Here is a 15,872-nt window from a genome sequence, read left to right on the forward strand (position 1 = left end):
CGGCCATTCGGGAGCCTGCCATGGAACTGACGGTCGTACCGGTCACCAAGCCGGAAGCCACCAACTTCATCTTCGGCCATTCGCACTTCATCAAGACTGTGGAAGACCTGCACGAGGCGCTGGTTGGCACGGTGCCCGGCATCCGCTTCGGGCTGGCGTTCTGCGAGGCATCGGGCAAGCGCCTGGTGCGCTGGTCGGGCACAGATGAAGACCTGATCGACCTGGCCTGCGAGAACGCCCGCGCCATCGGCGCCGGGCATACCTTCCTGATCTTCCTCGGCGACGGGTTCTTTCCGGTCAACGTGCTGGCCGCGGTGCGGGCAGTGCCGGAGGTGTGCCGCATCTTCTGCGCAACGGCCAACCCGACCCAGGTGATCATCGCCCAGACCGATGCCGGGCGCGGCGTGGTGGGCGTGATCGATGGCGCCTCGCCGCTGGGGATCGAGACCGATGCCGATGTGGCCGAGCGGAAGGCGCTGTTGCGGAAGTTCGGCTACAAGCTCTAGCGTTGCCGATCAGTGCTGCGCTGCCTGCACGGTCGACACCGTCGGCAGGTCGTCTTCCTTCATCCTGCTGCGGTTGAGCACGCCAGCCTGCTCCAGCACCGGATAAGCCGTCGCACAGAACAGCGAATTCAGCCGCTTCAGCTCGCTGATCACGTCCAGGTGCAATGAGCTGGTCTCGATGCTCTCGGCGGTCTGCACCGCCACGCGCTGCAGGTGGGTGCGCGCGTACTTGCGCTCCAGCTCGCGGAAGTTCGCTTTCTCGGCCATCAGCGCCTGGGCGCTCTTGAGGTCGCCGTTGAGAAACACCGACAAGCCCAGCCGCAGGTTGGCGACCAGGCGCGCGTGCATCTCGGCGATCTCCTGCATGCCCGCCTCGGAGAACATCAGGTTGTGGGCGATCTTCTTGTCCTTGGTATCGAGCAGGATGCGCTCGATGATGTCGCCCGCGTGTTCCAGGTTGATGGTGAGCGAGATGATCTCGGTCCAGCGCTGGCCGTCGCGCTCGTCCAGCGCTTCCAGGCTGATGCGGGTCAGGTAGAGCTTGATCGCGGTGTAGAGGTCGTCCACCTCGTTGTCGATGCGGCAGGTGGCGTCGGCCAGCTTGGCGTCGTTGGTGCGCAGCACGCGCAGCATGTTGTCCAGCATCTGCTCGACGCGGTCGCCGATGCGCAGCACTTCGCGCGCGGCGTTGGCCAGCGCCAGCGTGGGCGTGGACAGCGCGGCCGTATCGAGGTGGCGCGGCGTGACCTGGCTGTCGCCGGTGTTGCGCCCGGGCAGCACCTTCTCGCACAGCCGCGCCAGCGGCGCGGTGGCGCCCAGCAGCAGCACCGCCAGCGCGACATTGAACAGCAGGTGGAAATTGACGATCAGCCGTTGCGGGTCATGGTCCAGCAGCGCCAGCAGCTCCTCGGCCTGGCCCAGCAGCGGCAGCGCCACCAGGCAGCCCAGCAGGCGCGACAGCAGGTTGCCCAGCGTCACGCGCTTGCCCGGCTGGTTGTTGCCCGAGGTGGTCAGCAGCGCCGAGATGCCCGAGCCCAGGTTGGCCCCCAGCACCAGCGCCAGCGCCACGTGGATCGACACCACGCCGGCCGAGGCCAGCGCGCCGCAGAACAGCACCACGGCCAGGCTGGAATAGCACAGGATGGTCAGGAAGGCGCCGACCAGCATGTCCAGCCCCGAGTCGCCGGTCAGCGAGGCGAACAGCACCTTGACCCCGGCGGCCTGCACCACGGGACGGGTGGCGATAGAGATCAGTTCCAGCGCCAGCGTGATCAGGCCCAGGCCGATCAGCACGCGGCCGACGTGGCCGGGCCTGCTGCCCTTCCAGGTCAGGTGGCAGATCACGCCGACAAAGATCAGCAGCGGCGACAGCCAGGACAGGTCCAGCGAGAACACCTGCACCATCAGCGCGGTGCCGACGTTGGCGCCGAGCATGATGGCCAGCGCCGGCGCCACGGCGATCAGGCCCTGGCCGACGAAGGAGCTGACGATGACCGCGGTGGCATTGCTGCTCTGGACCAGCCCGGTGACGCCGAGCCCGGCAAGGAAGGCGGTGAAGCGGTTGGAGACGCTGGTCGACAAGACATGGCGCAGGTTCGCGCCGTAGACGCGCAGGATGCCGACCTTGACGATGTTGGTGCCCCAGACGAGCAGGGCAACGCCTGATAGCAGGTGAAGGAGTACGCCCATTGTGCGCCTTTGTGTGACCAGTGCCGACAAAACCCTGGAGGCTCGGCCCGGTCATCGTGTAGTTGTCAATGGGGCATTATGCGCCCGTCACCCGACAGCGGCAACGGCACGGGTGCGGCGTGCGGGCAACGGGCAACACCAGCGGCACAGCGCCCGGGTGCGCGCCAGCGACGGCGCTCAGGGCAGCGCGACCTTGATCCCCAGCCCGACGAAGATTGCCCCGGCGGCGCGGTCCAGCCAGCGGCCGGTGGCCGGGCGGCGGCGCAGCCAGGCGCCCAGCCAGCCCGCGCACAGCCCGAACAGCGAGAACACCACCGCCGTCTGCAGCATGAAGACCACGCCCAGCAGCAGGAACTGCAGCCCCGGGTGCGCGGCATCGGCGCGCACGAACTGGGGCAGGAACACCAGGAAGAACAGCGTCACCTTGGGATTCATGATGTTGCCGAGCACGCTCTGGCGGAACACGCGCCCCAGCGGCACCGCATCGACATCACCGCCCTGCGCCAGCCCGCCCTTTGCGCGAAGCGCCTGGATGCCGATCAAGATCAGGTAGGCCGCGCCCGCGTACTTGATCAGCTGGAACGCCAGCGGCGACGAGCGCAGCACCGCGGCCAGCCCCACCGCCGCAATCACGGTGTGGAACAGGCACCCGACCGAAAAGCCCAGTGCCGCCACCAGCCCCGCGCGCCGGCCCTGCGCCATGCCGCGCGCCAGCACCTGCAGGTTGTCGGGCCCGGGGGCCACGGTGACCGCGATTGAAGTCAGCAGGAACAGCAGCAGGTCAGGCATGGGGTCTCCTTGCGTGGAAATCTTGCAGGCCGGTCAGCGTGGCTCAGTGACCTTCAAACTTGCACACGGTGAACAGCGGCAGCCCGCCGTCCTGCAGCAGCTTCGAGCCGCCCAGCTCGGGCAGGTCGACGATGGCGGCGCCCTCCACCACCGTCGCGCCCAGGCGCTCCAGCAGCTTGCGCCCGGCCATCATGGTGCCGCCGGTGGCGATCAGGTCGTCGACCAGCAGCACGCGGTCGCCGGCCTTGCAGGCGTCGGCATGGATCTCGACGGTGGCGCTGCCGTATTCCAGCTCATACTCCTCGGCCACGGTCTGGAACGGCAGCTTGCCCTTCTTGCGGATCGGCACGAAGCCCAGGTTCAGCTCATACGCGACGATCGCGCCCAGGATAAAGCCGCGCGCATCGATGCCCGCCACCAGGTCGAGCTGCGCATCCATGTAGCGGTGCACGAAGACATCGATCAGCACGCGCAGCGTCTTGGGGTTCTGCAGCAGCGGGGTGATGTCGCGGAACATCACGCCCGGCATGGGCCAGTCCGGCACGGTGCGGATGCGCTCGCGCAGGTAGCCGGTGACGTCGCCGAGCTCAGGGGACTGGATGATGGAATCTGCCATAGGGGTCTGGAAGCGGTAGGCGCGCGGCGTGGCGCGCCAGTCAGAAAGGGGTCGCAGTGGGTCGCGGCAAGGGTGGCCGCCGGCGCGGTAACCAGTTACCACCCGCGCCACCGGGGCGGCCAGCACAATGGCCCTGCCGGCCCGGTTGGCTAGCCAAGGGGCCGGGCTGCCGCGTCCGGCACCCGCCGGACACCCGTAACCATACAGGAGACCGCGATGGCAAAGAAGATTCTGATGCTGGTGGGCGACTACGCCGAAGACTACGAAACCATGGTGCCGTTCCAGGCACTGCAGATGGTCGGGCACACCGTCCATGCGGCCTGCCCGGACAAGCAGGCGGGCGACGCCTGCGCCACCGCGATCCATGACTTCGAGGGCGACCAGACCTACACCGAGAAGCGCGGCCACAACTTCACCCTCAACGCGACCTTTGCCGAGATCGACCCGGCCGCGTACGACGCACTGGTCATCCCCGGCGGCCGCGCCCCGGAATACCTGCGCCTGAACGCGCGCGTGCTGGAGATCGTGCGCCACTTCGCCCAGGCGGACAAGCCGATCGCCGCGGTCTGCCACGGCGCCCAGCTGCTGGCCGCGGCAGGCGTGCTCGAAGGCAAGACCTGCTCCGCCTACCCGGCCTGTGCGCCCGAGGTGAAGCTGGCCGGCGGCACGTATGCCGATATTCCCGTCGACCAGGCCCATACCGACGGCAACCTCGTCACCGCCCCGGCCTGGCCCGCGCATCCGGCCTGGCTGGCGCAGTTCCTTGCCGTGCTGGGCACGCGGATCGTACATTAGAGCTTTCCGCACGCGGCGCCCCCATGCGTGAAGGCACGGCCCGCCCCCTGCGGCGAGCCGTGCACATGACCGCCGGCTGCGCCGCCCGCACGGGAGCATCCATGTGTGAAATCTTTATCCGCGCCAATCCGGCGTCGTACCAAAGCCAGTCGCGCTCGCTGCGCCTGCATGGCGTGGCCACCAGCATCCGGCTGGAGAGCCTGTTCTGGGAAGTGCTGGAAGAACTGGCGCGGCGCGACGGCATGACCGTCAACCAGCTGATCACGCGCCTGCACGATGAACTGACCGAACATCGCGGCAGCGAGGCGGTGGCTGGCAATTTCTCGTCCTTCCTGCGCGTGTGCTGCCTGCGCTACCTGATGCTGCAGGGCGAAGGCCGCATCCCGGCCGATACCAGCGTGCCGATCCGGTCGCTGGATGCACGCGCCGTGCTCGACAACCTGCCGGAATCCTGGGTCGAAGCGCGTCCGCACTGACGCATCCGGCGGCCCCGCTCAGCCGTTCAGGATGCGCGTCTCTGCCGCTTCCAGCGCCTCGGGCGGGCCGCGCAGCACCACGATATCGCCCGGCTCCAGCACGGTCTCGGGCTCCGGGTCGAAGGCGCGGATGCCGCGGCGGCGCACAGCGGTCACTTCCACGCCGATCCGCTCCAGCCCCAGCACGCCAAGGCGCCGCCCCACCGCCGTGGATTGCGGCCCGAGCGACACGGAATGCAGCCGCACCGAATCGCGCTCGACCATGTCCTCATCATCGTCGCGGCCGTGGAAATAGCCGCGCAGCAGGCTGTAGCGCGCGTCGCGCGCCTCCTGCACGCCGCGCAGCACATGCCGCATCGGCACGCCAAGCAGCACCAGCGCGTGCGAAGCCAGCATCAGGCTGCCCTCGATGATCTCGGGCACCACCTCGGTGGCGCCGGCCTTCTGCAGCGTGTCGAGCTCTGAGTCATCCACCGTGCGCACGATCACCGGCAGCGCCGGCGCCAGTTCCTGCACGTGGTGCAGCACCTTGAGCGCCGACGGCGTGTTGGCATAGGTGACGATCAGGGCGGCAGCCCGGTGGATGCCGGCGGCGATCAGCGCCTCGCGCCGGCCCGCATCGCCGTAGACCACGGTATCGCCGGCCGCGGCGGCCTCGCGCACGCGGTCGGGGTCCAGGTCCAGCGCCACGTAGTTGATGCCCTCGCGCTCCAGCATGTGCGCCAGGTTCTGCCCGCTGCGGCCGAAGCCGCAGATGATCGCGTGCTTCTCGGTCTGCAGGCTCTGCGCGGCGATGCGGGTCATGTTCAGCGACTGCATCAGCCATTCGTTGGCGGCAAAGCGCAGCACGATGGCGTCGCTGTACTGGATCAGGAATGGCGCGGCCAGCATCGACAGCAGCATCGACGCCAGGATCACCTGGATCAGCACCGGGTCGACCAGGTTCAGGCCGTCGATCTGGTTCAGCAGCACGAAACCGAATTCGCCCGCCTGCGCCAGCCCCAGCCCGGTGCGGATGGCCACCCCCTGGCGCGAGCCGAAGACCCGCGCCAGCACCGCGATCAGCACCAGCTTGAACAGCACCGGCACCACCAGCAGCGCCAGCACCAGCCATACGTGGTCCAGCACCACGCGGATATTGAGCAGCATGCCGATGGTGACGAAGAACAGCCCCAGCAGCACGTCGCGGAACGGCTTGATGTCCTCTTCCACCTGGTGGCGGTAGGGCGTCTCGGAGATCAGCATGCCCGCCATGAAGGCGCCCAGCGCCATCGACAGGCCCAGCCGCTCGGTCAGCGCCGCCATGCCCAGCGTCACCAGCAGCAGGTTCAGCATGAACAGTTCCTGCGAGCGGCGCGCCGCCACCACATGGAACCAGCGGCTCATCAGGCGCTGGCCGAGGAAGAAGATGGCGCCCAGGGCCACCACGATCTTGACCGTGGCCAGGCCCAGCGCCACCATCAGGTCGCCCGGATCGCGCGACAGCGCCGGGATCACGATCAGCAGCGGCACCACCGCCAGATCCTGGAACAGCAGGATGCTGATGATGTTGCGGCCCTGCTCGCTTTCCAGCTCCATGCGCTCGGACAGCATCTTGGAGACGATCGCGGTGGAAGACATCGCCAGCGCCCCGCCCAGCGCCACCGACGCCTGCCAGGACAGTGGGAACAGCCAGTTGAAAGCCCAGCTGGCCGGCACCACCGCCAGCATCGACAGCACCACCTGCGAGCCGCCCAGGCCGAACACCAGCCGCTTCATCGAGCGCAGCTTGGTCAGGTTGAACTCCAGCCCGATCGAGAACATCAGGAAGACCACGCCGAATTCGGCCAGGTACTTGGTCTGCGCGGTGTCGCTGGCCAGCCCCAGCGCATGCGGACCGATCAGGGTGCCGACGGCCAGGTAGCCCAGCATCGGCGGCAGCTGCAGCATGCGGAATGCGACCACGCCGAAGACGGCGGCGGCCAGCAGCACCAGGGTCAGTTCCAGCGGAGAATGCATCAGGCGGTCTGGGTGACCGGCCAGGCGCGCGTCCGACCCGGCACGGGCACCCTGCCGGCAAAAAATACGGCGAGCACGGCAAGCACGACGTGCGCCATGGGTCGGGCCAGGCGCCATCGCATTCGTTGGTATACTTCGTCGCCATGATAGCCAATTTCGATGCGGATCGAGCACTCAGGCTCGCCCGCGACACTCTCCAGACCGAAGCCGATGCGGTTTCCGCACTTTCCGGACGCCTGAACGGCGACTTTGCCCGTGCCGTGCTGCTGATCCTGCAATGCACGGGGCGCGTGGTCGTCTCGGGAATCGGCAAGTCCGGCCATATCGGACGCAAGGTCGCGGCCACGCTGGCCTCTACCGGCACGCCGTCGTTCTTTGTGCACCCGGCCGAAGCCAGCCACGGCGACCTGGGCATGGTCACGCGCGACGACGTGCTGATCGCCTTCTCCAATTCTGGCGAGACCGGCGAGCTGCTGTCGATCATCCCAATCGTCAAGCGCATCGGCGCGCGGCTGATCTCGGTCACCGGCAACCCCGACTCCAACCTGGCCAAGCTGGCCGACGTCCACCTGGACGCGGCGGTCGAGAAAGAAGCCTGCCCGCTGAACCTGGCGCCGACGGCCAGCACCACCGCGGCGCTGGCGCTGGGCGATGCGCTGGCGGTGGCGGTGCTGGATGCGCGCGGCTTTGGCGAGGAAGACTTCGCCCGCTCGCACCCCGGCGGCGCGCTCGGGCGCAAGCTGCTGACCCATGTGCGCGACGTGATGCGCACCGGCAACGCCGTGCCCGAGGTGCGTGAAAACACGCCGCTGGCCCAGGCGCTGATGGAAATCACCCGCAAGGGCATGGCCATGACCGCCGTGGTGGACCCGGACGGACACGCCATCGGCGTCTTCACCGACGGCGACCTGCGCCGCCTGCTGGAAACCCCGCGCGACTGGAAGACCGTGCCCATCGGCGAGGTCATGCACCGCAATCCGCACGTGGTCAACGAGAACCAGCTCGCCGTCGAAGCGGTGCAGGTGATGGAAGCCAACCGCATCAACCAGCTGCTGGTGGTGGATGACGACGGCCGCCTGACCGGCGCGCTGCATATCCACGACCTGACCCGCGCCAAGGTCATCTGAGCGGGCGCGGGCCCGGCACAACCGGCACAACGCCAAGGACACCATGCAGGCACTCCTCGCCTCCCTCAGCGGCATCGTCATGCGGCTGCTGCCGCTGCTGCTGATGGCCTTCGTGGCGGGCAGCACGTTCTGGCTGGTCCAGATCAACTCCCCCAAGGAAGACCCGGCCGCGCAAAGCACCAGGAAGCATGAGCCTGATTACTTCATGGACCGCTTCTCGGCCACCGAGCTGGCGCCGGACGGCAGCACCAAGATCCGCTTCACCGGCGATCGCATGGTCCATTTCGAGGACGACCAGACCTACGAGGTGACCCGGCCCGCCATGCGCGCGTACGAGCCGGACCGCCCGCCGGTCACCGCCCGCGCCGATATGGGCCGCATGAACGCCGAGGGCTCGGTGATCGACCTGTACGGCAACGGCTTCGTCATGCGCCAGCAGGGCGTGGACGTGTCCAAGGACCCGCAGCTGACCGCCGCATCCAGTTATTTCCAGCTGCTGGTCAATGACGACATCGTCAAGACCGACAAGCCGGTCAAGCTTACGCGCGGCCCGTCGGTGATGACCGCCAACGGCCTGATCTTCAACAACGTCACGCGCGAAGTACAATTGCTCGGCAATGTACGCGGCACCATCATCACCGGGCCGTCCCCGGGCCGCGCGCCGGGGTCCTGATCCCGATCCCCGGCCCGGGGGCCGCGCACGCAGTGCCGGCATGCGCAGCCGGTCCGCACCAACCCGCACCAACGTACCCAGACGCCCTCAAGCAACCCCTGCCAACATGACTGCTTCCCTGACGACATCGTCCCGTCGACGCACCGCCCCGGCCCTGCTCGCCCTGGCCATGGCCTTCGGCCTGCTGGCCCAGCCCGCCCTGGCCGAGCGCGCGGACCGCGACAAGCCGATGGTGCTGGAGGCGGACAACGCCAGCTACGACGACGTCAAGCAGATCTATACGCTGACCGGCAACGTGGTGCTGACCAAGGGCACCATGATCCTGAAGTCAGACGCCGCCGAACTGCGCACCGACCCCGAGGGCTACCAGTTCGCGGTGGCCACCGCCAAGCCGGGCAAGCAGGCCTACATCCGGCAGAAGCGCGAAGGCGTCGACGAATACATCGACGGCTGGGGCGACCGCATCGAGTACGACGGCAAGCAAGAGTACTCCAAGCTGATCGGCAATGCCCGCATGGCGCGCCTGCAGGGCGCCAAGCAGGTCGACGAGATCCGCGGCGCGGTGCTGACCTACGACAGCCGCAAGGAGTTCTACACGGCCGCCGGCGGCGGTAGTGGCGACGCCACGGGCGCCAATCCGTCCGGCCGCGTGCGCGCGGTGCTGTCGCCGCGCCAGGACCAGAAGGCCGGCGCCACGGGCAACGGCGGCTCGCCGCTGGACCTGAAGCCGGCGCCCGCGCCTGCCAACAAACCCTGACGCCTGGCGCCGGCTTGCCTGCCCGCGCCAGAAACGCCTGAACGCCTGACTGTGCCTATGACCGATACCGCAACCATCGCCGACAAGCCTTCCGTCGAAGCCTCCGCCATCCTCCCCGGGGGCAGCACGCTGGTCGTGCGCCACCTGAAGAAGCGCTATGGCTCGCGCACGGTGGTCAAGGACGTCTCGCTCGACGTGAAGAGCGGCGAGGTGGTCGGCCTGCTCGGGCCCAACGGCGCGGGCAAGACCACGTCGTTCTACATGATCGTGGGCCTGGTGGCGCTGGACGAAGGCGATATCGTGCTCGACGGCGACCACATCAGCGGCCTGCCGATCCACGAGCGCGCGCGCATGGGGCTGTCGTACCTGCCGCAGGAAGCCTCGGTGTTCCGCAAGCTCAACGTCGAAGAAAACATCCGCGCGGTGCTGGAGCTTCAGGTGAACAACGGCAAGCCGCTGCCCAAGGCCGAGATCGAGCGCCGCCTGGATTCGCTGCTCGACGACCTGCAGATCGCGCACCTGCGCAACAACCCGGCGCTGTCGCTGTCGGGCGGCGAGCGCCGCCGCGTGGAAATCGCGCGCGCGCTGGCGTCGTCGCCGCGCTTCATCCTGCTGGACGAGCCCTTCGCCGGCGTGGACCCGATCGCCGTGGGCGAGATCCAGCGCATCGTCAGCTTCCTCAAGGCACGCAATATCGGCGTGCTGATCACCGACCACAACGTGCGCGAGACGCTCGGCATCTGCGACCACGCCTACATCATCAGCGAAGGCACGGTGCTGGCCGCGGGCCAGCCCGAGGAAATCATCGCCAATGACGCAGTGCGGCGCGTCTACCTGGGCGAGAACTTCCGCATGTGATGCAGCGGCCTGCCCTGGAGCGGCAGGCCTCTTCGCGGGCGCGCGTGGGCCCTCCCACAGCCAGCGGCGATCGGACCGCATAAGCGATAGCAATTTCCGTTCCAACAACGGATAGTTGCGCATAGAATAGGTCGCATGAAACCGTCGCTACAGCTCCGTCTTTCCCAGCATCTGGCCCTGACCCCGCAACTGCAGCAGTCAATCCGGCTGCTGCAGCTCTCTACGCTGGAACTGCAGCAAGAGGTCGAACAGGCGCTGACGGAAAACCCGCTGCTCGAGCGCGAGAACGACTGGATCGAAAGCCCGCTGCGCGTGGCGGCCGACGGCTCGGTCAACCTGCAGAGCGCACCGGCGCCCGCCCCGGCAGAGCCCCAGGGCAATGGCGAGGCCCGCGCCGACGGCGCGGGTGACGACGACAGCTATGGCGACAGCGGCAACGGCGACGACTATGGCAGCGGCGACTGGAGCCTGGACGACTTTGCCCGCCGCCCCCAGGGCGACGAGGACGAAAAAACGCCGATGCAGCTGCGCGAAGCCGAGCCCACGCTGCGCGAGTACCTGATGGAACAGCTCACGCCGCTGAAGGTCTCGGCGCGCGACAAGGGCCTGGCCATCTTCCTGATCGAATCGCTCGACGACGATGGCTACCTGAGCGCATCGCTTGAGGAGATCTGCACGGAGTTGCCGGAAGAACTCGAGTTCGAGATCGACGAAGTCCACGCGATCCTCACGCTGCTGCAGAGCTTCGACCCGCCCGGCGTGGGCGCGCGCAACGCCGCCGAGTGCCTGGCCCTGCAGTTGCGGCGCCTGACGCACCCGCAGCGCGAGCTGGCGCTGAACATCGTCACCAACCACCTGGAGTTGCTCGCAGTACGCGACTACACGCGGCTGAAGAAGGCGCTGCAGGTCGATGAAGTGGCGCTGAAGTCCGCACACGAACTGATCCGCTCGCTGGCGCCCTACCCCGGCCATGCATACAGCCGCCCGGAAGCCGACTTCGTGGTGCCGGACGTGTTCGTGCGCAAGGGTGGCGGCGGCTGGATCGCGCAGCTCAATCCGGATGTGATGCCGAGGCTGCGCATCAATGATATGTATGCACAAATCCTGCGTGGCGCGAAGGGTGAGTCCGGCACGGCCGGGCTGCAGCAGAAGCTGCAGGAGGCGCGCTGGCTGATCAAGAACATCCAGCAAAGGTTCGACACAATCCTGCGTGTCTCGCAGGCCATTGTCGAACGTCAAAAGAACTTTTTCAGTCACGGCGAAATCGCCATGCGCCCCTTGGTTTTGCGGGAGATTGCCGATACACTGGGTTTACACGAGTCAACCATCTCCCGGGTGACGACCAATAAATACATGGCAACGCCGATGGGTACTTTCGAACTGAAGTACTTCTTCGGCAGCCACGTGTCCACCGAAACCGGTGGCGCGGCTTCATCAACGGCCATCCGCGCCTTGATCAAGCAACTGATAGGAGCCGAAGACCCGAGGAATCCCCTTTCCGACAGTCGCATTGCCGAACTGCTGGGTGAGCAAGGCTTTGTTGTTGCGCGCCGCACTGTAGCCAAGTATCGCGAAGCCCTGAAGATCCCCGCAGTCAATCTCCGCAAGTCTTTGTAGCCGAGCCCACCGCCTGCCTGGTGAGGCTCTTTCAGAAGGAGAAGCGCTATGAACTTCAAGATCAGTGGACACCACCTGGACATCACGCCCCCTCTGCGTGAGTACGTGGAAACGAAGCTGGAGCGAATCGTCAGGCATTTCGATCAGGTCATTGGCGTTAGCGTGCTGCTCTCTGTCGACAACCACAAGGAAAAGGACCGGCGTCAGTACGCGGAAATCAATCTACATCTCAAGGGCAAGGACATCTTTGTCGAGGCGCATCACGAAGACCTATATGCAGCGATCGACGCACTCGTCGACAAGCTGGACCGTCAGGTGATCCGCTACAAGGATCGCGTGCAAGGCCACGACCGCGAAGCGGTCAAGTACCAGATGGCCGCAGCGCAAATGCAGCAATGACCGTGCCCGGCAGCCCCGCAGCGGGCTGCTGAATCAGGATTGAACAGGCAAGCCGCGCCACGAAGCGCGGCTTTTTTGCGCCCTCGCGTTCCGGGTTGCCGCCGGCATGCCGCGCCCGCACTGGCGGTGCGGCCCGGCTGTGGCGCCGGAGCCAACGCTTTTCACCCGAATGGGCAAGGGTGTTCGCAAGCGCTGCGCCAAGGTGTATGCTGCGCCATACAAAGAGAGGGAATCCTGGCCGCGCCCCGCATCGGTGCGCCGGCCCCCGGCCCGGAGGCACGATTGCATCACCATGTATCGTTCTGCACCGGCTTGCCCCGCTGCGCTGCACAATGCGGGGGTAGTCGCTGCTCTATAATGGGCCGGACGCCTCCGGCCAGGCCAACGGCAGCCCGGGGCCAGCCCACTGCCCGGCGGAACGATCCGCCCGCTAACTGAAATCCTGCGCATCGCCCATGAATCGTTTGGCCAAATTGCTGCCACCCGGCAACATCACCCTCGACGTCAGCGTCACCAGCAAGAAGCGTGTGTTCGAGCAGGCCGGGCTCCTCTTCGAGAACAACCATGGTGTGGCGCGCGCCATCGTGACGGACAACCTGTTCGCGCGCGAGTCGCTGGGATCGACCGGCCTGGGCGCCGGCGTGGCGATCCCGCACGGCCGCATCAAGGGCCTGAAGCAGCCGCTGGCCGCCTTCATGCGCCTGGCCGAGCCGATTCCGTTCGAATCGCCGGATGGCAAGCCGGTATCGCTGCTGATCTTCCTGCTGGTGCCCGAACAGGCTACCCAGCAGCACCTGGAAATCCTGTCAGAAATCGCGCAACTGCTTTCCGACCGCGACATGCGTGAAGGGCTGGCCACGCTGCCCACGCCCGATGCCGTCCATCAGTTGCTGATCGCATGGCATCCCTGATCCCCTGATCCCCCAGGCGGGCCGGCACCAGACCGGGCAGGCGCCAGGCGCTTAGCAAACCGCCCCACCAGTCATACCGCATGGAACTTACCGGCGTCACCTCCCAGTCCATCTTCGACGACAACGCGGCCGACATCAAACTCTCGTGGGTGGCCGGCCTGGAAGGCGCGGACCGCGCCTTCGACGTGGAGTTCGCCCGCGAAGCCACCTCCGCCGCCGACCTGGTGGGCCACCTGAACCTGATCCACCCCAACCGCATCCAGGTGCTCGGCAAGCCCGAGATCACTTATTACCAGCGGCTGGACGACGAGACCCGCAAGCGCCAGATGGGCGAGCTGATCCTGCTCGAGCCGCCCTTCCTGGTGATCGCCGACGGCATGGAGCCGCCGCCCGACCTGGAACTGCGCTGCACGCGCTCGTCCACGCCGCTATTCACCACGCCGGTGTCGTCGGCCGCGGTGATCGACCACCTGCGCCTGTACCTGTCGCGCATCTCCGCGCCGCGCGTGACCATGCACGGGGTATTCCTCGACATCCTGGGCATGGGCGTGCTGATCATGGGCGAATCGGGCCTGGGCAAGAGCGAACTTGGCCTGGAACTGATCTCGCGCGGCCACGGGCTGGTGGCCGACGATGCCGTGGACTTCGTGCGCCTGGGGCCGGATTTCATCGAAGGCCGCTGCCCGCCGCTGCTGCAGAACCTGCTTGAAGTACGCGGCCTGGGCCTGCTCGACATCAAGACCATCTTCGGTGAGACCGCAGTGCGCCGGAAGATGAAGATCAAGCTGGTGGTGCAGTTGGTGCGCCGCAACGACGGCGAGTTCGAGCGGCTGCCGCTCGATTCGCAATACCTGGACGTGCTGGGCCTGCCGATCCACATGGTCAAGATCCAGGTGGCGGCCGGGCGCAACCTGGCCGTACTGGTCGAGGCCGCGGTGCGCAACACCATCCTGCGCCTGCGCGGCATCGATACGCTGCGCGACTTCATGGACCGGCAGCGCGCCGCGATGCAGGCCGATGCGGTTTCGCGCGGCCAGGGCCGCCTGCTCTGAGCGCCAGCGTTTTCATTTGCTTACAACGGCGTTGACGCAGAACGTCAACGTTCTTCAGGCATGCTCCGTTTTGTGCTGTAATGGGCATCGCGCCCGTTACGGAAGCTGCAACGCCGGCAATGGCGCGCGGCCATGAAGTTTTCCACAGCCAGGAGAGCAAGCATGAAGAAACTGATCGCGATGTGCGCGCTGGTCACCCCGATGATCGCCGCCAGCGCTTTTGCACAGACCACCGCCACGCCGGCAACCCCCGCCACGCCAGCCAAGCCAGCGGCCACCGCACCGGCAACGCCGGCCATGCCTGCCACGCCCGCCACCCCGGCTACCCCGGACAAGCCCGCAGCCAACGCCCAGCAGGACAAGATGAAGGCCTGCAATACGCAAGCCGCCGGCAAGAAGGGCGACGAACGCAAGGCGTTCATGAAGGAATGCCTGTCCAAGGGCGCGTCCAAGACCCAGCAGGAGAAAATGGCCTCCTGCAGCAAGTCGGGCAAGGGCAAGAAGGGCGACGAATACAAGGCCTACATGAAGGAATGCCTGTCCAAGGCAGCCTGAGCGACGGCGCAAGCTGAAGAAGAATGGCGAACCGGGAGGCTCGCCATTTTTGCCTGTGTAAACTCCCTGTCATGACGCAGCCAGCACCTGATGCTATGCTTCAGGTGCTATGCGCATCATCCTCATCACCGGCATATCCGGTTCCGGCAAGTCCGTCGCACTGAACGTGCTTGAAGACGCAGGCTACTACTGCGTGGACAACCTGCCGGCTCAGTTCATCCCTGAACTGACCCGCTACCTCGACAGCCAGGGCTATACGCACCTGGGCGTCGCCACTGACATCCGCAGCCGCGAGTCGCTCGACCAGTTGCCCGACACCGTGCGCGCGCTGGCCGCGGAGCACCAGGTCGAGGTGGTGTTCCTGACCGCCAGCACCGACGCACTGGTGCAGCGCTACTCCGAGACGCGCCGCCGCCACCCGCTGTCGGTGCGTACCGACGGCGTGCCGGGCCCGGGCGGTGAACCCGCCTTCAACGACACCGCGCTGATGGAAGCGATCGAGATGGAGCGCGCGCTGCTGAGCCCGCTGGCCGAGGCCGCGCACCGCATCGACACCAGCAATGTGCGCACCAATACGCTGCGCAGCTGGATCAAGGAGCTGATCCGCGACGACAGCCAGCGGCTGACGCTGCTGTTCGAGTCGTTCGGCTTCAAGCACGGCGTGCCCAGCGATGCGGACATGGTGTTCGACGTGCGCTCGCTGCCCAACCCCTATTACGACGTGGCCTTGCGCCCGCTGACAGGGCGCGACACGCCGGTGATCGACTTCCTGCAGGCCCAGCCAATGGTGCTGGCAATGGCCGAGGATATTCGCGCCTACGTGGAAAAGTGGCTGCCAAGTTTCATTGCCGACAACCGCAGCTACCTGACCGTGGCGATCGGCTGCACCGGCGGCCAGCATCGCTCGGTCTATATTGCGGAAAGGCTTGCCAACTACTTCCGGGCGCATGGTAATGTGCTGGTGAGACACCGAGAGCTCGCACCGGCGGGCTGACGCAGGCGGGACTGCCACTGGCATCTGCGCGCCGCGTTGGCCGGCTGGCCCATTGCTGCG

General features: G+C 66.8%; 17 protein-coding genes. 13 read left to right on the forward strand and 4 right to left on the reverse strand.

The annotated features are described in order from the left end of the window. Positions 1–20 precede the first annotated feature (20 nt). Positions 21–506 (forward strand): adenosine-specific kinase, encoded by a 486-nt coding sequence (locus ACW4E8_RS03445; RefSeq protein ID WP_456803233.1) that lies wholly within the window; start codon positions 21–23, stop codon positions 504–506. Between the two features lie 9 nt (positions 507–515). On the opposite strand, the gene ACW4E8_RS03450 is transcribed toward ACW4E8_RS03445, so the two are convergent. The 3 genes from ACW4E8_RS03450 to ACW4E8_RS03460 all read right to left on the reverse strand — a co-directional run bounded on the left by ACW4E8_RS03450 (position 516) and on the right by ACW4E8_RS03460 (position 3,600). After that, positions 516–2,195, reverse strand: coding sequence for a Na/Pi cotransporter family protein (locus ACW4E8_RS03450; protein WP_456803234.1), 1,680 nt, complete (start codon positions 2,193–2,195; stop codon positions 516–518). A 177-nt stretch (positions 2,196–2,372) separates the two neighbouring features. Continuing rightward, a complete protein-coding gene (locus ACW4E8_RS03455) occupies positions 2,373–2,984 on the reverse strand; it encodes a LysE family translocator (RefSeq protein ID WP_456803235.1) in 612 nt (203 codons plus the stop codon). A 43-nt stretch (positions 2,985–3,027) separates the two neighbouring features. Continuing rightward, a complete protein-coding gene (locus ACW4E8_RS03460; protein WP_013955479.1) occupies positions 3,028–3,600 on the reverse strand; it encodes an adenine phosphoribosyltransferase in 573 nt (190 codons plus the stop codon). A 216-nt stretch (positions 3,601–3,816) separates the two neighbouring features. On the opposite strand from ACW4E8_RS03460, the gene ACW4E8_RS03465 reads away from it, so the two are divergent. Together ACW4E8_RS03465 and ACW4E8_RS03470 are read left to right on the forward strand one after the other, a co-directional pair. Beyond that, positions 3,817–4,395 (forward strand): DJ-1/PfpI family protein, encoded by a 579-nt coding sequence (locus ACW4E8_RS03465; protein WP_456803236.1) that lies wholly within the window; start codon positions 3,817–3,819, stop codon positions 4,393–4,395. A gap of 101 nt (positions 4,396–4,496) precedes the next feature. Continuing rightward, complete coding sequence (locus ACW4E8_RS03470; protein ID WP_456803237.1) at positions 4,497–4,871, forward strand: ribbon-helix-helix domain-containing protein; 375 nt, start codon at positions 4,497–4,499, stop codon at positions 4,869–4,871. An 18-nt stretch (positions 4,872–4,889) separates the two neighbouring features. Here ACW4E8_RS03470 and ACW4E8_RS03475 read toward each other — a convergent pair whose 3' ends face one another. Continuing rightward, a complete protein-coding gene (locus ACW4E8_RS03475; protein WP_456803238.1) occupies positions 4,890–6,869 on the reverse strand; it encodes a cation:proton antiporter domain-containing protein in 1,980 nt (659 codons plus the stop codon). A 143-nt stretch (positions 6,870–7,012) separates the two neighbouring features. Here ACW4E8_RS03475 and ACW4E8_RS03480 point away from each other — a divergent pair, with 143 nt between their 5' ends. The 10 genes from ACW4E8_RS03480 to rapZ all read left to right on the forward strand — a co-directional run bounded on the left by ACW4E8_RS03480 (position 7,013) and on the right by rapZ (position 15,812). Continuing rightward, entirely contained in the window at positions 7,013–7,996 is a 984-nt protein-coding gene (locus ACW4E8_RS03480) for a KpsF/GutQ family sugar-phosphate isomerase (RefSeq protein WP_456803239.1), read from the forward strand. Between the two features lie 43 nt (positions 7,997–8,039). Then, positions 8,040–8,669, forward strand: a complete 630-nt coding sequence (gene lptC, locus ACW4E8_RS03485; RefSeq protein ID WP_456803240.1) for an LPS export ABC transporter periplasmic protein LptC — start codon at positions 8,040–8,042, stop codon at positions 8,667–8,669. 106 nt (positions 8,670–8,775) lie between these two features. Further along, positions 8,776–9,426: a lipopolysaccharide transport periplasmic protein LptA gene (gene lptA, locus ACW4E8_RS03490; protein ID WP_456803241.1), complete on the forward strand. Its 651-nt coding sequence runs from the start codon at positions 8,776–8,778 to the stop codon at positions 9,424–9,426. A gap of 57 nt (positions 9,427–9,483) precedes the next feature. Continuing rightward, a complete protein-coding gene (gene lptB / locus ACW4E8_RS03495) occupies positions 9,484–10,284 on the forward strand; it encodes an LPS export ABC transporter ATP-binding protein (RefSeq protein ID WP_456803242.1) in 801 nt (266 codons plus the stop codon). A gap of 135 nt (positions 10,285–10,419) precedes the next feature. Beyond that, positions 10,420–11,901, forward strand: coding sequence for an RNA polymerase factor sigma-54 (locus ACW4E8_RS03500; RefSeq protein WP_456803243.1), 1,482 nt, complete (start codon positions 10,420–10,422; stop codon positions 11,899–11,901). Positions 11,902–11,949: 48 nt separating this feature from the next. Next, the gene (hpf, locus tag ACW4E8_RS03505; protein WP_010814386.1) at positions 11,950–12,300 is read left to right on the forward strand and encodes a ribosome hibernation-promoting factor, HPF/YfiA family; all 351 of its coding nucleotides are present in this window, start codon (positions 11,950–11,952) and stop codon (positions 12,298–12,300) included. Between the two features lie 455 nt (positions 12,301–12,755). After that, the gene (gene ptsN, locus ACW4E8_RS03510; protein ID WP_010814385.1) at positions 12,756–13,211 is read left to right on the forward strand and encodes a PTS IIA-like nitrogen regulatory protein PtsN; all 456 of its coding nucleotides are present in this window, start codon (positions 12,756–12,758) and stop codon (positions 13,209–13,211) included. Between the two features lie 80 nt (positions 13,212–13,291). Next, positions 13,292–14,263 (forward strand): HPr(Ser) kinase/phosphatase, encoded by a 972-nt coding sequence (hprK, locus tag ACW4E8_RS03515; protein WP_010814384.1) that lies wholly within the window; start codon positions 13,292–13,294, stop codon positions 14,261–14,263. Positions 14,264–14,425: 162 nt separating this feature from the next. Then, complete coding sequence (locus ACW4E8_RS03520; protein WP_010814383.1) at positions 14,426–14,818, forward strand: PsiF family protein; 393 nt, start codon at positions 14,426–14,428, stop codon at positions 14,816–14,818. A gap of 109 nt (positions 14,819–14,927) precedes the next feature. Then, positions 14,928–15,812 (forward strand): RNase adapter RapZ, encoded by an 885-nt coding sequence (gene rapZ, locus ACW4E8_RS03525; RefSeq protein ID WP_456803244.1) that lies wholly within the window; start codon positions 14,928–14,930, stop codon positions 15,810–15,812. Positions 15,813–15,872: the final 60 nt, after the last annotated feature.

It is taken from the genome of Cupriavidus sp. CP313, from assembly GCF_054072015.1.